The 23,932-nt window shown below is 35.9% G+C and carries 17 protein-coding genes; 11 read left to right on the top strand and 6 right to left on the bottom strand.

The window, feature by feature from the left end; all coding sequences use genetic code 11:
- The 5 genes from FD31_RS11925 to carB form a co-directional block, all read left to right on the top strand.
- Positions 1–1,329 (top strand): SLAP domain-containing protein (locus tag FD31_RS11925; protein ID WP_201782114.1); only part of this gene is annotated, 1,329 nt, incomplete at its 5' end.
- A gap of 258 nt (positions 1,330–1,587) precedes the next feature.
- A complete protein-coding gene (locus FD31_RS11920) occupies positions 1,588–3,204 on the top strand; it encodes a DUF262 domain-containing protein (RefSeq protein ID WP_057893010.1) in 1,617 nt (538 codons plus the stop codon).
- A gap of 103 nt (positions 3,205–3,307) precedes the next feature.
- Entirely contained in the window at positions 3,308–4,231 is a 924-nt protein-coding gene (locus tag FD31_RS11915; protein WP_057893009.1) for an HNH endonuclease, read from the top strand.
- A 477-nt stretch (positions 4,232–4,708) separates the two neighbouring features.
- Positions 4,709–5,767: a carbamoyl phosphate synthase small subunit gene (locus tag FD31_RS11910; RefSeq protein ID WP_057893008.1), complete on the top strand. Its 1,059-nt coding sequence runs from the start codon at positions 4,709–4,711 to the stop codon at positions 5,765–5,767.
- Between the two features lie 16 nt (positions 5,768–5,783).
- Positions 5,784–8,960 (top strand): carbamoyl-phosphate synthase large subunit, encoded by a 3,177-nt coding sequence (gene carB, locus FD31_RS11905; protein ID WP_057893007.1) that lies wholly within the window; start codon positions 5,784–5,786, stop codon positions 8,958–8,960.
- Positions 8,961–9,000: 40 nt separating this feature from the next.
- Here carB and FD31_RS11900 read toward each other — a convergent pair whose 3' ends face one another.
- From FD31_RS11900 to FD31_RS11890, 3 genes are all read right to left on the bottom strand, one after another.
- Positions 9,001–12,168, bottom strand: a complete 3,168-nt coding sequence (locus tag FD31_RS11900) for an SbcC/MukB-like Walker B domain-containing protein (protein WP_057893006.1) — start codon at positions 12,166–12,168, stop codon at positions 9,001–9,003.
- The gene (locus FD31_RS11895; protein ID WP_057893005.1) at positions 12,165–13,355 is read right to left on the bottom strand and encodes an exonuclease SbcCD subunit D; all 1,191 of its coding nucleotides are present in this window, start codon (positions 13,353–13,355) and stop codon (positions 12,165–12,167) included. Before FD31_RS11895 ends, FD31_RS11900 begins: the two co-directional genes overlap by 4 nt.
- Before the next feature lie 132 nt (positions 13,356–13,487).
- Complete coding sequence (locus tag FD31_RS11890) at positions 13,488–14,897, bottom strand: C69 family dipeptidase (RefSeq protein WP_057893004.1); 1,410 nt, start codon at positions 14,895–14,897, stop codon at positions 13,488–13,490.
- Positions 14,898–15,104: 207 nt separating this feature from the next.
- Here FD31_RS11890 and FD31_RS11885 point away from each other — a divergent pair, with 207 nt between their 5' ends.
- Positions 15,105–16,058, top strand: coding sequence for an aldo/keto reductase (locus tag FD31_RS11885; protein WP_057893003.1), 954 nt, complete (start codon positions 15,105–15,107; stop codon positions 16,056–16,058).
- A gap of 156 nt (positions 16,059–16,214) precedes the next feature.
- Positions 16,215–18,416, top strand: a complete 2,202-nt coding sequence (locus FD31_RS11880) for a Tex family protein (RefSeq protein ID WP_057893002.1) — start codon at positions 16,215–16,217, stop codon at positions 18,414–18,416.
- Between the two features lie 65 nt (positions 18,417–18,481).
- On the opposite strand, the gene FD31_RS11875 is transcribed toward FD31_RS11880, so the two are convergent.
- Together FD31_RS11875 and FD31_RS11870 are read right to left on the bottom strand one after the other, a co-directional pair.
- Positions 18,482–19,324 carry a mechanosensitive ion channel family protein gene (locus tag FD31_RS11875; RefSeq protein WP_235805362.1) on the bottom strand — a complete coding sequence of 281 codons (843 nt, stop codon included), beginning with the start codon at positions 19,322–19,324 and terminating at the stop codon, positions 18,482–18,484.
- Between the two features lie 462 nt (positions 19,325–19,786).
- Positions 19,787–20,038 (bottom strand): hypothetical protein, encoded by a 252-nt coding sequence (locus FD31_RS11870; protein ID WP_057893001.1) that lies wholly within the window; start codon positions 20,036–20,038, stop codon positions 19,787–19,789.
- Positions 20,039–20,170: 132 nt separating this feature from the next.
- Here FD31_RS11870 and FD31_RS11865 point away from each other — a divergent pair, with 132 nt between their 5' ends.
- From FD31_RS11865 to FD31_RS11855, 3 genes are all read left to right on the top strand, one after another.
- Positions 20,171–20,383 (top strand): DUF3955 domain-containing protein, encoded by a 213-nt coding sequence (locus FD31_RS11865; RefSeq protein ID WP_057893000.1) that lies wholly within the window; start codon positions 20,171–20,173, stop codon positions 20,381–20,383.
- A 69-nt stretch (positions 20,384–20,452) separates the two neighbouring features.
- The gene (locus FD31_RS11860; RefSeq protein ID WP_057892999.1) at positions 20,453–20,977 is read left to right on the top strand and encodes a GNAT family N-acetyltransferase; all 525 of its coding nucleotides are present in this window, start codon (positions 20,453–20,455) and stop codon (positions 20,975–20,977) included.
- A gap of 30 nt (positions 20,978–21,007) precedes the next feature.
- Positions 21,008–21,592: a peptidylprolyl isomerase gene (locus FD31_RS11855; protein ID WP_057892998.1), complete on the top strand. Its 585-nt coding sequence runs from the start codon at positions 21,008–21,010 to the stop codon at positions 21,590–21,592.
- Here FD31_RS11855 and FD31_RS11850 read toward each other — a convergent pair.
- Positions 21,589–22,434 carry a LysR family transcriptional regulator gene (locus tag FD31_RS11850; RefSeq protein WP_057892997.1) on the bottom strand — a complete coding sequence of 282 codons (846 nt, stop codon included), beginning with the start codon at positions 22,432–22,434 and terminating at the stop codon, positions 21,589–21,591. The two genes, FD31_RS11855 and FD31_RS11850, sit on opposite strands and share 4 nt — an antisense overlap.
- A gap of 101 nt (positions 22,435–22,535) precedes the next feature.
- On the opposite strand from FD31_RS11850, the gene FD31_RS11845 reads away from it, so the two are divergent.
- Complete coding sequence (locus FD31_RS11845; RefSeq protein WP_057892996.1) at positions 22,536–23,555, top strand: YeiH family protein; 1,020 nt, start codon at positions 22,536–22,538, stop codon at positions 23,553–23,555.
- Positions 23,556–23,932 lie beyond the last annotated feature (377 nt).

Raw genomic sequence — 23,932 nt, 5'->3', positions numbered from 1 at the left:
GTTAAACCAATTGGTTGGAACAATGGGCATGAAGTGGCAAAGTCAGATATTACTGTCAAATATGTTAATGACAAAAATGCTAATGATAAAATTGTCGATGGCGTAATCAAAAATATTCCAATGAATGCAACATCTGTAAAAGCTGAACAAGTATCAGTACCAAAGGGTTACAAGTTAGTAGCAGATCAAACATTTACTGTTAGTTATGCGAAAGTAACGGTTCATGTAGTACCAGTTGAAGAAACAAAAGAAATTATTGTTAGATATCTTGACTCAACTAATAATATGAAGAAAATTCCTAATGGAAAAATGACAGTTGCTAAGAAAGCTCGTAAGGTTGCTGGAGAAACAGTACCGTTGCCAGAAGGTTATAAAATCAGCGGTCGTCGTCTAATTGTTATTAAAAAGGGTCATATCTTAGTGCATGTTAAGCCAATCAACTTTAATAGTGACCATGAAGTAGCAAAGTCAGATATTACTGTTAAGTATGTAAACGATAATAATACTAATGAAAAAATTGCTGATGGTGTGATTAAAGATATCGCTATGAATGCTACATCTGTAAAATCTGAACAAGTAAAAGCACCAAAGGGTTACAAGGTAGTGGCAAATCAAACATTTGCTGTTAGTTATGCGAAAGTAACGGTTCACGTTGTACCTGAAACTGCACCAGCACCAGCACCTCAACCAACAAAACCAGGTGCAAACAATAATTCAGTTGCTACTCAAGCAAGTTTCAAAACAACAATTCATTTTGTCGATCACAAATCAGGTGAAAAAGTCCATTCTACTGAAGTACATAGTAAAGAAGGTCAAAATCACGAAATAGCTTTACCAGCTAACTATACTTTGGCTGATGGTGAAACTAATAAGATTTCAGCAAGCAAGAAAAAGACAACTGTATCTATTAAGGTTGTTAAGAAAACCGTTGAAGGAACAGTTACAGAACACCGTGCTACTTTGGCAGTAATTAGCAATGCATTATTGTACTCAAAAGAAGGTAGATTAGTTAATGATCGTGCCTTAGCTAAAGATTCTACATGGTTCACTGATAAGACAATGGTCTTAGAAGGAACAACATATTACCGTGTTTCAACTAACGAATGGGTTAAAGCAAATGATGTGTTTGAATTTACGACAGTTAACAAGACCATCAAGACATCAGCTAACACAGCCAAAGTTTTGTACGATTCAAAAGGTAATAAGATTAATGATCGAGCACTTGCAGCTAACACGTCATGGTTCTCAGACAAGTCAGCTACAATTAATGGTAAGCAGATGTATCGTGTAGCAACCAACGAATGGGTATTAGCAAGCGATTTAGCGTAAATTTAATTTTTCCACTCCAAACTCTAAAAATTAATCACTCAACAAAAAATAGGATATTTCTTAATAAAGAAAAGTCTGTTTAAAATTACAGAATCTAAAAGTAGCGCAATCGTTTGACGATGCGCTATTTTTGAAATTCTTACAAAATATGATGTTTAGATTATTGATTTCAGGATACAATAAAATAGTGTGATCTATATGAGATGTGAGTATGTTTGGGTTTATTATTCAAAAGTAAATATAAAGGAGATTATAATAATGACCGGGGAACTAAATACACAGCGATTTAAAATGGGAGCTTTCTTCAAAGAATTTGGAGATCTTCAAGTTCCACTTTATCAACGTGGTTATGACTGGCAAACAGATCAAGTTGAAGAGATGATGAATGATTTATCAGAAGTTATTGAGGAGAAACAAGATTCACATTTCTTTGGTTTAATTGTATTAAACAGTGATACTGAAGATAAAAAGAAATACGTGATTGATGGTCAACAACGAATTACAACGAGTTTTATCTTTTTAGCAGTTGTCCGTAATATGTTCTTGAAACTTAATAAAGAGCATTCGAATGCGATTGCTGAAGTGAGGGCCAATGATTTACAAGATAATTATTTTGGAAGCAAGGGCAATTATCGCTTTGGTCAAAGTAAAGATTTAAATGATTATTTTGAACGTAATATTATGAGTAAAAATGCATTTGATGTTACTTCACCTGATAATCGATCATCAGAAAAAAATGTCTTTAAAACATATGAAACAATTACGAAGATGATTAGTGAAAAAATATCCAAAAAGCTTCAACCCAACGATAAGGTGACGGCCTTATACGATATTTTGACAAGCTTTTTGGAAAAATTTTACGTGATTACATTATCCACTTCAAGTCGATCAGATGCTTTCGTTATTTTCGAAACTTTAAATGACCGTGGAACTGAATTGAGTGCCAGTGATTTGTTGAAGAATCATTTGTTGAGAATATCTGGTAGTGATATTGATTATGTGAAAGAATATTGGGATTCCATGGTAGAATCATTAAACGGTGGAGCTAAAAACGTAACTAAGTTTGTAAGGTCATATTGGAATTCTAAAAATAATTTTGTAACTGAAAAGCTTTTGTATAAGGGTATCTACTCAAAGGTTCAAAGTAGTTCAGATGCGAAGAATCTTATTCGGAGTTTGAATGATTTAGCTCCAGTGTATGGTGCAATATCAGATCCTAAGAACACAGAATATTTCTCAAACGAAATGTTAAATAAAGAATTAATCACGTTAGCTGATTTAGGCTTGAAGACATATTATCCAGTTATACTTGCTTTAGAAGAAAACGGTTATTCGGAAAATGATATTTTAACAGTTGTTCACAAAATTAATTCTTTTGTTGTTAGAAACTTTACTATTGGTGGATTAGTTGCCAATAAGTATGAAAAAACATTTTCTAAAATTGCGATTGGTATTAACAAACGTCAATATGAGTCTGTAGATGAAGTCAACCAGGCTATTTCTGAAGAAATGGTTCCAGATGAGAAGTTTAGAGTTGATTTTGGTCAAGCTCAAGTTAAAACTGAGAAAGCAAGTAAGCATATCTTGGCTGATATTTTTTACGCTGATGAGATAGGAAAGATTGATATAAATAATGTTAAAGTTATTAATCTTAATGAAAATATTAGTGATCCTAACTTGATCGGGAATAAAGTGTTGGTAACTAAGAGAGAGTTTGCTGATATAAAGCAAGCCAAGAACAATAAATTTTCTATTTTGAGTCGTTCAAAATTTGACTATACAAGAAAAATGGCCAATTATCCTGATATCACTGAAGATGAAGTACAAAATATTCAGGTAGAACATGCATATGAAGCAGTTTCTTTCTGGAAATAAGATTTATGTCAAAGATGTGTTCCTTGAGGAGGGAATACATCTTTTTTATATTGTTGTAGAATTATAAATAACTAAAACAATATTTTATTAAGGATATAATCAGATGTATCAATTTGAAAACCAACTAGCAAACCCCAACACCAACTATTTCATAATAGATTCCAGTTCCAGTCCTGAACATAACGATGTAGATTTCAAATTCTACAGTTATCAAAATAAAAGTAATAAACAACTTCACGATGGAGATTTAATCATCTATCGTCGTTCTGGCAGTGCCTCCGAATGGGGCAATGAATTTTATCTATATGGAGCTGCAGAATTTGGTGAAATTGTTCGTGAAGATCCCGAAACCGGCAGTAACTTAGTTGCTATAAAAAGTCCATATTTGTTTTCTCACCATCTTATGAAACAAAATTTGCGGACTTTTGATTGGAAATTTCGAACTTTTAAGGGTAAATGGTCTAATTTTTTCAATATGAATGGCATTACACAAATTTCTAAAGAAGATTTTGTAGGCTTATTACAGCGACAAAAAGATTTGGTTCCTGACGAACCAGCGTTATCACCGGAAGAAGAATCTATTGCTGTAAAATGTTATCAAGCTGAAAAAATGGAATCATATTTCATTAATGACAAAGCTAAGGGTATCAGAACTTACGATGCAGTAAATAAATTCTTTTCTGATAAAGTAAAATTTAATTATCATTATAAATCGGCATTAGTAGCAGATAAAAATGAGGCTGATTTACAGGTCGTTCGAATTGTTCCTTGGGATGATAATAAAGATATTCATTTGGATTCTCGCAATGGGATTTGTTTGACTAAAACTTTAGCAAATGCCTTTACACAGGGGTATTTCACACTTTCTGATTCTGGCCATATGATTGTGTCTGTCATACCATCTGACGATTCCGAAACTAACTTAACATTAAATAAATACAAGAATAGAAAAATACACATGAATAGAGAATATTCTCCTAATAAAAAGTATTTACAATACCATCGAGAACATGTCTTCAAGCAATAATTGCTATTGACGAATCAATACGCTCTTTGTATTATATGTACAACAACTTTTAATTAAGTCCAGTGAGGCTTAGAAAGTAGTCGCTTAGTAGGGGAACCTTCTAAATCAAACTTTCTTTGTCAGCTGGCAGAGGAAGTTTTTTTATTGCCATCTATTTAATATACTTAGATATTTTTAATATAAGTACCAATTAAATTAAAAATATTTTAATTTATCTATTGACGATTCACCTTGTTGTTTGTATTATTGGAACAATAACTTTTAATGAGACTCTGTGAGGTCTTGAAGGCGAAAGAGTTACAGAGAGGATTCTCTGAGCTTCGCGTACTGGTGAAAAGTTTTTAAATTTGAATTTTTAATAGGGTCCAGAGAGATCCCGAAGGTTCAGTCTATATCAATCGTCTAAGACAAAAACTTTAGGGATGCTAGTAAGCATCCCTTTTTATGTACAAATTTTTATCAATTCGGAGGACAAATATGAAAAGATACCTAGTTTTTGAAGATGGAACATATTTTGAAGGTACGGCTTTTGGAAGCGACACAGAAACAATCGGCGAACTTGTTTTTACAACAGGGATGAGCGGATATCAGGAAGCAATTACTGATCAATCATACAATGGACAAATTATTAACTTTTGTGCACCAATGATCGGTAATTATGGTGTCGCTAAAAAATTTAATGAATCACAAAAGCCTACTATAAAGGGCGTATTAGCCCGAGAAATCAGCGATGTTGTTGGTAACTATCAAAGTGAAATGACAATCGATGAATTTTTGAAACAAGAAAATGTCCCCGGTATCCGACGAATTGATACACGTGCAATTACTTTAAAGATTAGAAAAGCTGGCTCACTAAAGGCCGCAATCGTAGACGATTTAAACTCAGGTTTATTAGACCAAATCAGTACTTGGAAATTAGACGATGAACAATTACAAAAAAGTATTAACCCCACACCAGCTACATTTGCAGGAAGCGGCAAGCATGTCGTGTTACTAGACTTTGGATATAAAGAAAGTATCGTGTCTGAACTAACTAACCGAAGTTTGAAAGTCACAGTTGTGCCAGGAAATACTTCGTTAGCAGAAATTGAGAATTTGCATCCAGACGGAATTATGTTGAGCAATGGCCCTGGAGACCCAACTAGACATATGGATGTTTTACCAACAATTGTCGAATTGGAAAAACGTTATCCAGTCTTTGGAATTTGTATGGGTCACCAATTATTATGCCTAGCCAATGGTGCTAAAACTTTTAAGATGAAATTTGGTCACCGTGGATTTAATCATCCTGTTAAAGACCTTGCTAGTGGAAAAATTTATTTCACATCACAAAACCATGGTTATGCTGTTGATGAAGCATCAGTTGCTGAAACTGATTTGAAGATCACACAAATTGAATTGAATGACCAAACAGTTGAAGGAGTTGAGCACACTAGGTACAACGCCTTTTCTGTGCAATTCCATCCGGACGCTAAACCAGGTCCACACGATGCGGACTTCTTGTTTAACAAATTCTGGGACATGATTAATAAATAGTTGGAGGGGAATTAAATTGCCAAAAAGAACAGATCTTAAAAAAATTATGATCATCGGTTCTGGTCCAATTATTATTGGTCAAGCCGCTGAATTCGATTATTCAGGAACACAAGCCTGTCTAGCTTTGAAAGAAGAAGGCTATGAAACGGTTTTGATTAACTCTAATCCAGCAACGATTATGACTGATAAGCACATTGCTGATAAAGTTTATATCGAACCGATTACGCTGGAGTTTGTTGAAAAAGTCTTGGTTAAGGAACATCCTGATGCCATTATTCCAACATTGGGTGGTCAAACTGGCTTGAACATGGCTGTCCAACTACAAGAAGCAGGTATTTTGGATCAACTAGATATTGAAATTATTGGAACTAAACTAAATACAATCAACGAAGCTGAGGACCGTGAAGAGTTCAAAGATTTAATGAATAAACTGCATGAACCAGTTCCAGCTTCCATGTCAGCTCATACATACAAGGTTGCTAAAAAATTCGTTGACGATATTGGCTTTCCTGTAATTATTCGTCCTGCCTTTACGATGGGTGGAACTGGTGGTGGAGTGGCCCACGATTACGTTGAACTAGAAGAAATCGTTGAACGTGGTCTTAAAGCTTCACCATCGACTGAAGTTTTGATTGAACAAAGTATTGCCGGTTATAAAGAAATTGAATTTGAAGTTATGCGTGATAGTTCAGATAATGCCTTGGCTGTGTGTCACATGGAAAACGTTGACCCAGTCGGAATTCATACTGGTGATTCAATCGTTATCTCTCCAATTCAAACGTTAACTGATAATGAAATTCAAAAGCTACGTGATGTTTCATTGAAGATTATCCGTGCATTAAAAATTGAAGGTGGTTGTAATGTTCAATTAGCTATTGATACAAAAACAAGCAATTACTTTATCATCGAAGTTAACCCACGTGTTAGCCGTTCATCAGCATTAGCATCGAAAGCAACTGGTTATCCAATTGCCAAGATTGCTGCTAAAATTGCCGTTGGATTAACTCTAGATGAAATTATTAATCCCATTACAGGCAAAACTTTTGCTCAATTTGAACCAGCTTTAGACTATGTTGTCTGCAAGATTCCTCGCTGGCCATTTGATAAATTTTCAAAGGCTGATCGGATGATTGGAACACAAATGAAAGCCACCGGTGAAGTCATGGCATTAGGTCGTAACCTTGAAGAAGCTATGCAAAAAGCTGTTCGTTCACTGGAAATCGACCAAGAGGATTTAAAGATGGATGCTTTAGCTGATAAATCAGATGAAGAGTTGGAAAAATATGTAAAAACACCAACAGATGATCGATTGTTTTATTTAGCTGAATTATTGAGACGTGATGTTTCTTATGAAACTATCAATCAATTAACAAATATTAATCCGTTCTTCTTAGCCAAAATTAAAAATATCGTCGATTATGAAAAAGTTTTGACTAATGGAACTTTGGATAAAGATATCATTACGGAAGCTAAGCAATTAGGCTATTCCGATAAAACAATTGCTCGTTTGAATGATTTAGATGAAGATATTATCCGTCATTTCCGAATTCAAAGTAATGTTTTACCTACATACAAAACAGTTGATACGTGTGCTGGTGAATTCGAAGCGGCTGCACCTTATTTCTACAGTACTTATGAAACGGAAAATGAATCTGAGAAAATGTCTGATAAATCAGTCTTGATCCTTGGTTCTGGTCCGATTCGAATTGGGCAAGGAATTGAGTTTGATTATTCAACGGTTCACTGTGTCAGAGCTGTGCAACAAATGGGTTACAAGGCAATTGTGATTAATAATAATCCTGAAACAGTCTCAACTGATTATTCAGTTGCTGATAAATTGTACTTTGAGCCATTAACTTTAGAAGATGTGTTGAATGTCTGTGATTTGGAAAAGCCAATCGGTGCTATTGTTCAATTTGGTGGACAAACATCAGTTAACTTAGCTGAACCTTTGAAAGCTAATGGAATTAAGATTCTTGGTACACAAGTAGAAGATATTAATCGTGCTGAAGATCGTGATCTCTTTGACCAAATTATCAAGAAGTTGAATATTCCACAACCAGCAGGTGGGACAGCAACATCTCAAGCAGGAGCATTAGAAGTTGCTCACAAGATTGGTTATCCAGTTTTGATTCGTCCTAGTTATGTTCTTGGTGGTCGGGCAATGGAAATTGTTAGATCGGATGAAGAACTGGATAAATATATGCATGAAGCGGTTCATGTTTCCAATGATCATCCAGTGTTAATTGATACATATTTAACTGGTCGTGAATGTGAAATTGACGCCTTGAGTGATGGTGAGAATGTTCTGTTGCCAGGGATTATTGAACATATTGAAAGATCTGGGGTCCACTCAGGTGATTCAATGGCCGTTTATCCACCACAAAATATTCCTGACGAAGTTCAAGGTCAAATCGTTAGGTATGCTAAATTGTTAGCTGCAGAATTAAAGTGTGTTGGTATTATGAATATTCAATTTGTTATTCATGATAACCAAGCTTACGTAATTGAGGTTAACCCACGTGCTAGTCGGACAGTGCCTTATTTAAGTAAGGTAACAAGTATCCAGATGGCTCGAATTGCTACTAAGTTAATTTTAGGTGCTGATTTTAATACCTTAGGATTGGAACCTGGTTTGGAACCAGAATCACGTTTGATTCATGTTAAAGCACCAACATTCTCCTTCAATAAATTAAACAATGTTGATAGTGCTTTAGGACCTGAGATGAAATCAACCGGTGAAGTTATGGGTTCTGGACTTGACTATACCGAAGCGCTTTATAAGGCTTTTGAGGCTACTAACCAACATATCAAAGATGCTGGAAATGTCTTGATAACTGTTAACGATAATGACAAACAAGAGGCAAGTTACTTAGCGCGTCGTTTCCACAATGTTGGTTTCCAAATCTTGGCAACAAAGGGTACGGCTAAATACCTTAATGATGAAGGTATTGATGCTAAGGTTGTTCCAGAAGTTGGACAAGCTGATGAGGATATTGTTTACTACTTGAGTCACAATAGGATTCAACTATTAATCAATACTTTAGGTGAGAGTAGAAGTCACCATTCAGATGGCTATATTATTCGTCAAAATGCTGTCTTAAACTCAGTGCCGCTTTATACATCCCTCGATACTGCTAATGCCATTTTGAAGGTATTAGAAAAACGTTTTATTAGTGTCACGCCGCTTTAGAGATAAAAAATAGCATCCCATTCGTGGGGTGCTATTTTTGTCACTTGTTAATTAATTCAATTTTACTCTTACCGTCACCGAGCTTTTTGACGAGTAATTGTTGACCGATACTTTGTTTCATTGATTCGATATGACTGATGACACCGACCATTCTATTTTTGCCAATATCCTCGAGAGCATTCATGGCTTCATCAAGTGTTTCATCGTCAAGCGAACCGAAACCTTCATCAACGAATAAAGCATCAATTTGAACGCCGTTAGCTGATGATTGCACAACTTCGCTAAGTGATAATGCAATGGAGAGTGCGGCAATAAATGTTTCACCACCGGAAAGGGTATCTGATGAGCGAATAGCGTTAGTTTCGCGGTCATAAACGTTAATATCTAGTCCGTGGTCACGTTGTTTGTCAGAACCTTTTTCGGAAATAACGAAGGAATAACGATTATGTGATAGACGGTTTAAGAAAGTGTCATTGGCGTATGAAAGAATCTTTTGAAGATAGTTTTGGACAACATAAGTTTCAAGTTTCAATTTGCTGTCGTTGCCATCTTTACCGTTAACAACGTTGTAAAGACTAGTGATAGCTGCTAATTCTTTAGCAAATTCACCTTGCTTTTGCATAATGGATTTAACTTTGTCAAAACTCTTTTGCGTATTAGTTAAGTCAGTTTTAGCATTTGCTAATTTAGTAATGGCTTCATTACGTTGAACTTGAATCTCATCTAAAGCTTGTTTTAATTGAGCTGTATTTGGTTTAGTTAGACCAGAAACATCATTTTTAAGTTTGTTGATATTTGTCGTCAATATTTCTTTTTCTTTGTTATAACTAACGATGATATTTTGCAGTTCAGAAAGCTTGTTTTGATCAAGTTCATGAATCCAATTATCTAGTATCTTAGAATCATTTGTTTGCGCAGTGGAATCATTTAGAGCTTGATGTAATTGTTCAGATAAAACCTTGATAGATTCATCTAATTTAGTTAAACGTGCTTTGATATCGTTCAGATGTGTTTGTGTATTACTAAAGGTTTTTTCGTTGGTATTGAATGATTCTTGTCCAGTCTTTAACTTAGTTTGGAATGTATCATATTCGTGTTTTAGTGACGTTTGTTGTTTGATTAATTCAGCACTGGAGATGTCAGGATTATCAATTGTTTGTAACTTATCTTGCAAGTCTTTGGTCCGTGTTTGTTGTTGGGCAGTGAGACGCTCTAACTTAGAAGTAACGGCAGACAAGTTAGATTGTGCATCTTGTTGCTTTTGTTCTAGCGTATTAATTTCGTCCATTAATGTTTGAGATTCTTGTAGTCGTTGATTGATTTCATCTAGTTTACTTTGGAAAGTAGTGCGGATTTTGGAAAGATCGAATTCAGCTGGTAATTCAAGACTGACTTGTTCCAATAGTTCGTTATATTTAGAAGATAAATTTTTAAAAGCAGAGACTGATTCTTGTTGTTTCTGACTAAATTCGGCTGATAAATCATCTAATGTTTGATTAATTTCTTTGACTGCGTTGTCAGCAGCAGCATAGGCTTTTTGGGAATCATCCACTTCATCCATAGCTTGACGAAGGTCTGTTTCATCAGCAGTGACTTGTTGGCCAGCATAGGGATGTTCAGTTGATCCACAGACTGCACAAGGTTCGCCATCTGCGAGTTCTTGACGTAGTTGGGCAATCATTAGCGTTTGACGAGTTTTAATTTTAGTTTGGTAATCTTTTTTGGCAATATCTAAGGTGTCGGATTTTACTTTGGCCTCAGCAGTCATTTTTTTGAGTTTTTCCTGAAGTTTTTGTGTTTCAGCAACGGCCATATTACGTTGGTTTTCTAAAGGAGTTAATGTATCAATCAAGGTATCTTTTTCTTGATTTAATTTATCCTTTTGAGTACTTAAACCATCGAATTCGACAAGCTCTTTTCTCTTAGAAGTAATTGCTTGTTTAATTTCTTCAACAGCCGATGTTTTGGTAGTAACGTCATTTTTAGCTGTGGTTAGCTGTGGCTCTAATTGATTTAATTCTTGACGAATATTTTCAATGTCACGAACTTTGGATATAACAACATTTAATTTTTGTGCTTGTTCATTTTTGGTTTCAAATGATGCTGCCTGCGTATTGAGATACTCCAGATTTTCCTTAGATTGGTCTAAGTTAGTTTGAGCTTCGGTCAGTTTCTGTGTAACTGTCTGAACTTCTTTAGTAATATCTGCCTGTTCAACAGTGGCTTTGTCTAAATCACGAACAGTCTCTCGGAGTGGTTGGGACCAAGTTAATTCAGCCACATGTGTCTGCTTAGCTTTAATGTCATCGGCTTGATCAATGATTCTGGATTGATATTCAGTTTCTGATTCAGCCAATTTATCAAAATTATTTTTTAAGGTTTCGGCATCATGATATTTTTTGTCAGCCGTTTTCCATGTATCCTCAATTTCTTTATCATTTTCTTGAGCATCGTTAAATTTAGCTTGGCGATGAGCTACATAACCTTCAAGTGTGGCAGTTAATTGATCATTAGGAATGCCCGCTAGTTCAGCCTGTTCGTCATCTGACCAAACAGGGGATTCGGTTTGAGATTTTAATTCATTGTTAAAGTCAGTTGACTTAGAATTAGCAGCATCATAATGTTCTTTTAGTTTAGCTGTGAAATCAGTAAATAGTTGCGTGCCAAAGATTTTCTTGAGAATTTTTTCTTTGTCGTTAGTATTTGATTTCAAAAATTCTGAGAAATCATTTTGTGGTAATAAAATGATTTTTTTAAATTGGTCAGCATTGAGATTCAAAATTTCGGTAATAGCAATGCCGACGTCAGCTGGTTTGGTAGCAATACTTTCAACTTCAACGCCGTTCACATCATCAACGACTGACAAATTAGCGGTTGGATTTCTGGAGGTAGTTCCTTTACCACGTTCCTTTGCTAATGTTTGCAATGGTGTTCGTTCAATTTTGTAGATTTTGCCACTTTGTTCGAAATAAAAAATAACTTTTGTGATATCCTTTGGCCCAGCAAATTGACTCCGCATTTCACGAGCTTCACGGTCACTAGTGGTTGTGCTGAAAAGAGCAAAAGTCATGGCGTCAAAAATAGTTGATTTACCAGCACCAGTATCACCACCAATTAGAAAAATGGGTGATTCATCGAGTTTACGAAAATCAATGATTGAATGTGCATGTGGTCCAAAATTATTGATTTCTAAATAAATTGGTTTCATTTGTGCTCTCTTTCCACTTCGTTGAAGATGTTTTCAACAATTGTTTTTTGTTTATTAGACAGATCTTTACCAGTGATAGTTTGGAAAAATTTATCGACAGTTTCTTCGGGACTAATATCATTAATATTAACGGCAACGTTTTGTAAGTTATTTTGATCTTGATTGATTTGATAATCCAATTCGACAATAGTTCCATAACGCTTTTGTAATTCAGCTCGAATATTGGTTTGGACGTGCTCACTGCGGTCGAAGTCCTTAATAGTGATAGCAAACCAATCATGATTAATAGGCTGTTTCTTATAAAAGTCAGGGTCACAAAGAGTTGGCCAGTCTTCTTCCAAAACAACTAAGTCAGTTTGAGGCGTAATCGGTTTAAATTCATGAGTGATGCCAGTGTCATCAATATTTACAATGTCGACTCCTTTACCTTTATTTTTTAGGCGAGCTTCTTTGATATTGAATTTAACCGGACTGCCGGAATAACGAACGGCTTCACTTGGAGAGGCAAAACGAGTATGAATATGACCTAACATAACATAATCGAAATCCTTGAATTGATCAGTTGTTAAAGTAGCTAAACCACCGACTTTGGAAGTTGTCTCACTAGTTAACGTGATTTCAGTATCTTTATTAGGCGTGACTGCAAAGTGGGTTACTAATAAGTGCTTTTTATTTTTATCAAATAACTTCACCATATCGCTGACAACTAATTCCATAGCCGCACCGATGGTAGTAATATTTTTGACTTCATCTTCAGGCATGCCTTGTTTTTGATAATAAACTCGAGCGTCCAATGGGTCGAAAAAGGGCAGTAAAAAGATTTGGGTATCAGCTGTTTCAATTGGGATGAAGGCTTCACTCAAAAAGGTATTCAAGTGAAACTTAGTATATTCCATCCACTCACGGCCATAATTGAGTCGTTTAGCACTATCGTGATTACCAGAAATAGCATAAATAGGAATATGATTTTCCAAATTTATTTCTCGTAACATTTTGTCCAAAGCTGCGACTGCTTCGGTATTTGGGACGGCGCGGTCATAAATATCTCCAGCGATAACAACGCCATCAACGTGTTCATCTTTAGCAATTTGTAAAATCTGATCAAAGGCATGTTTTTGTTCGTCTAAAAGTGAGTAACCATTCAACGTTCGACCAATATGCCAATCAGCAGTATGTAAAAGTTTCATTAGCGAATCCTCCATTTGAGTTCATTGTATCAAAGATGTCTTTCTACAAGAAAAAGTATATCATCATTTTAGAACATATGTTCGTAACCACTGCGAAAAAAAGACGATAAATAATTATCGCCTTAAAATACTTTAGTCATTTAAATTGTAACGAAGTTTCATGTGTTCGGAACCCATTGTTACCATGTCTCCGAGCAATTTAGTTTGTAATTCGAAAGCAGTTGTAGCCAATTTTTCGTTAGCATCTTCCAAGTATTTCTTAACTTTCTTTTGATCTTTAATATCGGCATCAGTGTCATTTTGAATTTTACGATAAGCACTCATTGCTTCGAGTTCGTAGTCATTTCGCATATCAACGTAGAAGTCGTAATCAGTATCACCAAGTAAAGCAGTTGTACAACTCAACCAGTACATATTGTTAAGATCGAATTTGCCAGTCGCATTTTTATATGGAGCAGGTGTGTCTTTAACGTTAGCGTAGAAAGGAACAACGGTGTTAAAAGTATTAGCACCATAAGCTAGCCAGTGAATACCAGCAATTTCAGCAGGAACATTGTTTCTGATTTGTAAAATGTGAACATTGTGATTACGGTTAATACCGATTGGACGGAAGAGTTTCTTGTCAGATTCAGAACCGTTGCCATAAACGTCATATTTCGTATTTTCAAAGTGAGAACTCAAAACGAATTTAACATCTTCAATGGAAATCTTACGATTAGCGTGGCAGATGAATGGTAAATCTTGTTCCATTGGGTCTGCTGGTGTTTCGTCTGGATTGAAGAATTTTTGACCATACCAAGTACGTGGATTGTTATAAACAGTATCTTTGATGGATGAGCTACCAAAAATATGTCTCAAGTTGTACTTGTCAAAGTCAGGATTCAAATTATTTTTATCGATCATTTTCTTCAAATCAACTGAGCAAAGTGTATCGTCTGAATCGAAGTCAAAGTTGTCGATATTCATACGGTTAGGAGCAACGACATAAGCATCATCGGGAATGCGAACAGCAGCCCAGTGGTGTCCACCAATTGTTTCAAGCCACCAAACTTCTTCGTTATCAGCAAATGAGATACCGTTTGGTTCATAAGTCCCATATTGTTCCAATAATGAACCGAGACGTTTAACACCTTCACGGGCACTAGTGATATATGGAAGAACGACGGTAACAAGGTCTTCTTCACCAAGTCCACCGTCAACAAATGGATCAAGTCCTAAGACACGTGAATTAGTTGTGATAGTTTCAGTTGCTGACATAGCAACATTTTTACTATTGATTCCGGCAGCAGGCCAGATACCATTTGTCAAAATTGAGTTGGGCATTGATGTGTAGCGAAGTGGTTCGTCAGGAAGGTCAACTTTCACTTTACTAATTACTGAAGTATAAGTTTTGGGTTGATCTTCTGGATTTACAACGACAAAGCGTTGGGGATCAAGAGCCTCATGACCATCATCGTTACGAGAAATAATTGTTGAACCATCGATTGAAGCCTTTTTACCGACTAAAATTGATGTACATGAACCTTTAATACGTTTTTCCATTTTATTAATAAGCTCCCTTTTCTGATTTCATATTTAATCATTATAACTTTTCTAATTAGATTAGCCAAATTATAGATTAAATATGATACATTCAGAAACAAGAGAGTTAGTTGATTTCCTAACAAATTTCAAAAAAGCAATTGACCTAGACCACACTCTAAGTATTATTCTTTAGTCGTTGAGAAAAAAGAAAGGAATTAGGTACTTATGAAACAACTAAATATTGGTAGTACAAATTGGACTGCATCTGCAGTCGCACTAGGAATTATGCGTATGGAAGCTTTATCGACAAAAGATGCCGCAAAGACACTTGAAACTGCTGTTGACAGTGGTATTAACTATATCGACTCAGCTGATATTTATGGTATGGGTAACTCCGAGAAAGTTTTCGGTCAAGCTATGAAGGAAGCAAACATTTCTCGTGATGATGTTTATATTCAATCAAAAGGCGGCATTGTCTTTGATCCAGCACGTAGTCACGGTAGTTTTGTTTTCGGCAAACGTTATGATTTCTCAAAGAAACATATCGAAGATGCTGTTGATGGAATTTTGGAAAGAATGCAAATTGATTACTTGGATTCATTTTTACTACATCGTCCCGATCCATTGATGGAACCAGAAGAAGTTGCCGAAGCTTTTGATGACCTCCAAAGAGCCGGTAAAGTTAGACACTTTGGTGTATCAAATTTTAATCCACAACAATTTCAATTACTTCAAGAGTCAGTTGATCAAAAATTATTGATTAATCAATTGCAATTCAGTATTGCTCACACAGGAATGATTGATTCTGGAATGCACACAAATATGACCGATGCTCGTTCAATCAACCACGATGGTGGCATTCTAGAATTTTCTAGACGCATGGGTACAACGATTCAAGCTTGGTCACCATTCCAATACGGTATGTTTGAAGGAACATTTATCGGTAGTGATAAATTCCCAGAATTGAATAAGAAGTTACAAGAACTAGCTGATAAATATGGCGTAAGTAAGAATGCTATTGCCACAGCTTGGATCTTGAGACACCCAGCTGAAATCCAAGTTATTATTGGGACAATGAATCCTGATCACATTAAAGATAGTGCAGCTGGTGCTGACGTTGAGTTAACTAAGCAAGAATGGTACGACGTATACTTTGCTGCGGGCAATGATTTGCCATAAAATTATTTTCCAATCGAACTTGTCTTTAATTAATGTGCTGTAGATATGCATGATATAATTGGTTAAGTTGTTACCAAATAAGACTTAGAATCTTCAATCTAAGTCTTTTTTTGATGATATTTTAAATAAGCGATTTTATTAAAGCTGGAGGTTCACATGGCAGTAAGTAAAGCAGAAAATAATTTGGTCGATTTAACTAATCCAGTTCATCGACAATTGACTAACTATAAAAATCAACAAATTAAAGCAGTTTTAGAGTTATTAGATGAGGGAAACACCGTGCCATTTATTGCCCGTTACCGAAAAGAACGCACTGGAGCTTTAGATGAAGTTGCCATTCGTGATATTGAAGATGAGGCACACCGATTGATGAAATTAAATCAACGTCGTGAAGATGTGATTAATTTGATTCAAGAACAAGGGAAACTAACACCTACATTAAAGAAGCAACTTGAAGATGCCTTGGTATTACAACAAGTTGAAGATTTGTATCTTCCTTATAAACAAAAAAAGCAAACTAAAGCTAGTATTGCTCGAGAAGCTGGGTTGGAACCATTAGCCAAGTGGTTACTAAGTTTTCCAGCATCCGGTTTGGATCAAAAAGCCAAGTCATTTATTGATTCAAATAAAAATTTATCTGATTTAGAAGCAGTCTGGGCCGGAGTTAACGAGATTTTGGCTGAACAATTCAGTGAAAATGCTAGTTTCCGGGAATGGATCCGAGGATACACTTGGCAAAACGGTGAATTGACGAGCAAGGTTAAACGTGGTGCTAAGGAAAAGGATGAAGGTCAAACCTACGAAACATATTACGATTTTCAACAAGCTTTGAAACAAATCCCACCATATCGAATCCTAGCAATTAACCGTGGGGAACGTGAAAAAATCTTAACAGTTGGTATTTCAATCAATACTGATCCAATTTTAAATCATGGATATTCGCGCATAATTGGTCGTCGTCAAGGTCCAGCGGTGGAAAAAGTTCAGAGTGCTTTTGCAGATGCGTACAAACGATTCTTGGGACCAGCTATTGCCAGAGAGCTTCGTCGTAAATTATCTGATCAAGCCAATGAACATGCCATTAAAGTTTTTGGAAACAACTTATATCATCTTTTGATGATGTCACCATTGAAGGGTAAAGTTGTTATGGGCTTTGATCCAGCTTATCGAACAGGTTGTAAATTGGCAATTATTGATGCTAATGGACGATTTTTGACCAAACAAGTAATTTATCCGCACAAACCAGCAAGTAAAGAAAAGCAAGCTGAAGCTAAAATAGAATTTAAGAAGTTGCTCGAAGATTACCAAGTGGAAATGATTGCTATTGGTAACGGAACTGCCAGTCGAGAATCAGAAGAATTTGTGAGTGAAATTTTAAAAACTCTCAAGCGTCCCGTTTATTATGTGATTGTTAATGAAGCAGGGGCTTCAGTTTATTCAGCAAGTGCCAATGCTCGTGCCGAGTTTGGTGATCTACATGTTGAAGAACGTTCTGCTATTAGTATTGGTCGTCGTTTGCAAGATCCACTAGCTGAATTGATAAAAGTTGATCCTAAAGCAATTGGTGTCGGTCAGTATCAACATGATGTCCCAGAAAAAGATTTAGATGAACAATTGGATCGAGTTGTCGAAACAGCCGTAAACCAAGTTGGAGTCAATGTTAATACGGCTAGTCCGGAGTTATTGACACATATTTCTGGATTGACCGCAACGACTGCCAAAAATATCGTAAACTTTCGCAATGATAAGGGATCATTCAATGACCGGGCAGCACTCAAGCAAGTTCCTCGTTTAGGACCTAAGGCTTATCAACAATCAGTTGGATTTTTACGAATTATTTCAGGGGATGATCCGCTAGATAATACCGACATTCATCCAGAGAGTTATGCAGCTACTCGTAAATTATTAAAAGTAAGTGGTATGTCGACTGAATTGATTGGTACGACAGAACTTCATCAAAAATTGATGGAATTGGATAAGCACGAATGGGCTCAAAAATTGGATATTGGTGAAGAAACGCTAACCGATATTATTGACGGTTTGAGTAAACCGGGACGAGATCTTCGTGATAGTATGCCAGCACCATTGCTTCGCCAAGATGTCTTAAAAATGTCTGACCTTAAACCGGGAATGGAACTTCAAGGTACGGTTCGAAATGTAATTGATTTTGGTGTCTTCGTTGATATTGGAGTTAAACAGGACGGATTAGTTCACATTTCACAATTAGCCGACCGTTATGTTAGTGATCCAAGCACTATCGTAACAATTGGTGATATTGTGACTGTTTGGGTATTAAGCGTTGATGAAACTCGCAATCGTATTCAATTGACGATGCGTAAAGATAAGATGGTAAATTAAATTTAATCGTAAAAGAGGCTCTAAGTTTTGGATTTTTCTTCCAGAACTTAGAGCCTCTTGGCTTATTATTTAGGTAAATCAATTTGAGCAGCCTTGATAGCTGATAAATATTTTTCTAGTAAAACATTCTTAGCTTTGAATTGTGCTCCTGGTTTGGTGTAGGCGGCAACTTGAATTGTTAATGTTCCGTCGTTTTGATTGGCAAAACCTAAGATAGCGGGACGTTTAGTAATTTGTAATTCATTTAAATCTAAATTTTGATTGATATCTTCAATAATTTTCGTAATTTCGTTAAAAGGTGAATCATTGAAAATGGGAATTTCCATCAATGCTTGCATGTTATTACGTGATTTATTGCTGACAACGGTGATATTACGATTAGGGATGTAGTTCAAAGTTCCATCAACACTTTGAATTTGAGTTGTTCGAATACCGACGTAAGTTACACGGCCCTCAATCGTATTGATTTTAATCGTATCGCCGACACTTATTTGTTGTTCCAATAAAATAAAGAATCCATTGACCATATCGGAAACAAATCCTTGAGCGCCAAGTCCAATTGCCAAACTGAAGATTCCGGCTCCGGCAACTAGAGTTCCAACGGGGATACCGATGGCAGATAGAATGGCGTAGATCCAAAAGAACATTAAGATATATTTGAAAACGTTGAGAACAACGGTATAAATCGTATCGAGTTTCTTTGGTGAAATTGAGGCTTTAGTTCCACGTAGTCCTGTTTTGAAGATATGGCGGATGATTTTTTTACCAATCCAGTTAATCAGTAGCAAAACAATCGTTAATAAGATTAGTTGAAAAATAACGCCACCGATATGTGCTAAAACTGACTCCCAATCGACTTTGAGAAACATATTTTTTATTAGAGTATTGAAGCTTGCGGATAATTTCAAAATAAGTAATCCTTTCGAAAAAAACTGTAAGTTAAGTATAACAAAAAATAAACTATGAAAGTTGAGTGTGCCGCGTTAATGCCGCCTCCAGGAACAAGAAATTAGGTTGCTATGGGGACCGAGTCGAGCCAAGGTCGCGCCTCTCGATTTTGAACTTCGCAAAATACGCGAATTTCAAAACTCGTCCCGTGGTGTAAGCACTAAAGTGTTAACGCCCCCTTCACAGCAACCTAATTTCTTATTCCTTCCGGCTAGTTTATTTGTTGGCTTTTATAAAGAAAAAATTTGAATATTTAATATGATAATTGCTAATTTCATATTTTGCTGACCTAAGTATAATTGCCAGTTAAGTTTTCTCAGTTCTAGAGCTGGCATATTTAATTATTACTCCAAGACAGACAAAACCAGCAATCCAAAAAAATCCGGACTACTGGTTTTACTTGTCTTACTATTCAAAAAAATCTAATTCATATAACTTCCCGGGACGAAATCTTCAACTGCAACGTATAGTCGATCAGATAAATCTTTATATAATTCGTGTTCACCTGCTAATAAGGTGAAGTTTAGACTGTCGCATGATTCAATTAGCTTAATGGCAGCAGCAATTTTAAGATCATCATGTGAGTAGTCAATTTCACTATTTCCGGTAATGGTAATGTCTAAAGTAGGTCCATCTTGACCTAAAGTATATTCTTGAATGTGTTCTGTTATCAAATTGATTCTCCCTCAAACTTCTCTGGAGGAATAAGGTACAGCATTTTCTACCACATGGCAATATATTTAGACAGATTGTAAATTTTTGTAAACCTGATATATTGATGTTAAATGGATGATGAGGTTAAACAGATGAGAAAAGCAAAATTATCTTGGTATACAATGATTGCTGCATTACTTATCGCTGTAGGATGTTTCGTATCAATGACTTTAATTGAATCGACTGTCGATAGCAACGGCATTTTACATGAACCATTTTTCTTAATACCAATTGGATATCTTTTCTTATTGATTGGCTTAATTAGTGGAGCAATCCATTGGTATCAACGAAGTCGGCAAAAATAAATGTTCCTCATTGCTTTGGAAGAGGTGTATCTTAGAAAGAAAGCAAACAAATGTAAAGAGGGATAATTAATGGCATTAATATATATGAGAAAAGCTGCGGCTTCTGATATTGACGCAATGATGGAGATTATTGATGAGGCTAAAGCACTTTTAAAGGCAGACGGCAGTACCCAATGGCAAGATGGCCATCCAGATAAAGATATGTTGATGAATGATATTGAAAATGGTTTTGCCCGTGTCTTGATTGTTGACGGTGAAGTGGCCGGGACAGCTACTTTAATGACATCAGCTGATCCTAACTACGCTAAAATTGAAGGTGCTTGGCAAGATACGACGAATACTTACGCAACAATTCACCGGATTGCCATTTCATCGAAGTATCGTGGTATGAAATTGAGTAAATTTTTCTTCTCTAACTTAATCAGTGATACCTACGCACAAGGAATTCACCACATGCGAATTGATACTCACAAATTGAATTTACGGATGCAACATATTGCTAAAGAATTTGGCTTTGAATATACCGGAATTATTTATGTACCGGATGCCATCGATGGTAAACGTTTGGCATATGAATTAAATATGGTAAAGTAGTTTAACGTTAATATAGAAGGGAAACTAAAAATGACATACCCACAATTAGATTTAGAAAATGCTACAGGTAGCGTAGCAACAATCAATACTAATCATGGAACAATTAAAATTCAATTGTTTGATGAACTAGTACCTAAGACAGTTAAGAACTTTGTTGAATTAGCTAAAAAGGGTTACTACAACGGCATTATCTTCCATCGTGTAATCCCTGATTTCATGATTCAAGGTGGTGACCCAACTGGAACTGGTATGGGTGGCGAAAGTATTTATGGCGATAGTTTTGAAGATGAATTCACTGACCAATTGTTTAACTTGGACGGTGCACTTTCAATGGCTAATGCTGGTCCTAATACAAATGGTAGCCAATTCTTTATCGTTTCAAACCAAAATATGCCTAAGCGCATGATTAAGGAAATGGCTGGAGCTGGCTATCCTCAAGAAATCGTTGCTGAATACAAGAATGGTGGAACTCCATGGTTGGATCACAGACACACTGTCTTTGGTCAAGTAATTGATGGCATGGATGTCGTTCGTGAAATTGCTCGCGCTAAACGTGATGGCAATGACAAACCTAAAGAAGATATCATTATGGAAACAGTTGAAATTTCAGACTAAACTGATTCAACAATTTCACGATATGTTTCTTTGAAATAAGAATTTTTGAGAAAAACTAGATTGATGGGATGTTCCACGTGGAATCCTGTTAAATCTAGTTTTTTTAATTGTTCGGATTTTAATTCATTGGTGACTAATGACTGATACATGAAACTAATCCCTTGGTCTTGTTTGAGTAATTCGACAATGGCCGAAGGACTGGCAATCTCAATGACATTTTTGAAATCACTAATTCGATAGTTTTGAGTTGCTAACCAGTTTTCAAAAATATTACGACTGCCGGAACCTGGTTCTCTCAATAGAAGAGTTTGGTCAAATAAATCCTCAATAGTAGTTCCACCGATATTGTTACTAGCGATACAGACGAAGTCTTCTTTTTGAACGAAGAAGGAATCAAATTCCTCCTTATTGAAGTTTCCCTCTATTAAACCAAAGTCGACTTTACCATCACGAATGTTTTGAAGAATATGCTGAGTATTGTTAATTTTCGTAGTGACAACATTAGCTCTCGTCGAAAGCTGTTGGATAAATTTTGGCAAAATGGTTGAACTGAGTGATAAGGTACAACCCATTTTTAGATGCTCGGTGCCTGTTTTTAGAGAGTTAATTACTTTTTGACTTTCTAAATCCATTTGTTTAGCAAACTTGGCTAATTTTAATCCTGCTTCAGTGAGTGAGATGCGATTATGCTCCCGGAGAACTAGTGAAAAATTAAGTTCAGTTTCTAAAGAAGTGATTTGCTGGGAGACAGCTGGTTGGGTAATGAATAATTGGGCAGCCGTTTTGGTGAATGACTGTGTTTTTGCTAATGAAATGAGAGTTTGATAACGTTTATCAAGCATATTTAAGACCCCTTATAAGTTGTGCTTATGCAATTGAAATAAATACTAATTTTTACTTATACAATTCCTATATTATCATCTAACTCATGGAGGAAATTAGTATGTATGCAAAACTTTTTGAAAAGAGTTTCTATTATGCTTTAGGGATGACACTGTTCTGTTCGATTGTTGGTAGTTTGCTCGGGGGATTACCATATTTAACAATTATCGGAGCTTTAGTTATTTCACTAATACTAGGAATGATGTTTCAACTATACCGACCAGCTATTACGAGTGCAGAAGTTGGAATTGGCTTTATTTCTAACAAGTTCTTACGTCTAGGTATTATTTTATTAGGATTCAAGCTCAATTTGATTGATTTAGCCCATGCGGGTGTTAAAACAATCCTATTAGCAATGGTTATTGTCAGTGGTGTGATCTTTTTGACTTATAACATTGCACGAAAACTTGGAGTTAGTAAACAATTAGCGATTTTGACTGCCAGTGGGACTGGTATTTGTGGGGCTGCCGCCGTTATGGGGATTTCTCCACAAATTAAAGTGTCCAAAGAAGAAGAAACTGCTAAACACAATGATGAAGTTTTGGCGGTAGCTATTGTTGCTATCTTAGGAACTGTTTTTACATTGATTGAGATTGCGATTAAACCATTGCTACACATGTCGCCAACCCAATTCGGTGTCATGGCTGGTGGTTCATTGCACGAAATTGCCCATGCGATTGCAACAGGTGGGGCAGGCGGACCAGTTAGTCTTAGTGCTGCCATTATTACGAAACTATCAAGAGTTTTATTATTAGCACCGGCCGCATTAGTAATTGGTATTTGGTATCAACATCAAGATCAATCTACTAGTGGAGAAAAAGGTAAGTTACCTATTCCTTGGTTTATGGCAGGCTTCTTATTAGCAAGTATCATCGGTACATTCGTTCCAATGCCAAGTAGTGTTTTAACATGGTTAGTTAAGTTAGCTTATATTGTCCTCGGGATGGCAATGGCTGCCCTAGGGATGAGCGTGAACTTCAAAGTATTCTTGAGCAGTGGTAAGAAAGCGGTGGTTGCTGCATTAACATCGTCAGTCATTTTATTAGTATTTACTATTATTGCCAGTAAGGCATTCTTTTAAATAGCGAAACTGGGACAAGACTAATTTAAATATGCAGCATAAACGTGGAACAAAACATAGCTTTTTCCGCTTAACCCAAATAAGAGCAGCAATCCAAAATCGGATTACTGTTCTTATTTGCCTTAATGCTCGAAAGCTGATCATGTTTTGTCCCACTCTCGTTTTTTCGAACTTATACAAATAGGACTTCCATTGGCTAGAAAACGTGATATAGTATTAGTCATTAAAGTCGATTCGATATTTATGAGGGATTTGTTTTTAGCTAATTAATAGGAAGAAACTTGTTAATGATTTAATTGTGTAAAATAAATTGAAAAAAATCATAAAAAGTACTTGCATCGATTCATCTTTAACGGTAATATATATCTTGTTGTTGC

The organism is Companilactobacillus nantensis DSM 16982 (assembly GCF_001435815.1).
In the GTDB taxonomy this organism is placed as follows: Bacteria; Bacillota; Bacilli; order Lactobacillales; family Lactobacillaceae; genus Companilactobacillus; species Companilactobacillus nantensis.
The sequence above is the reverse complement of the archived record's forward strand: the minus strand, read 5'-3'. Positions and strand labels throughout refer to the sequence as shown.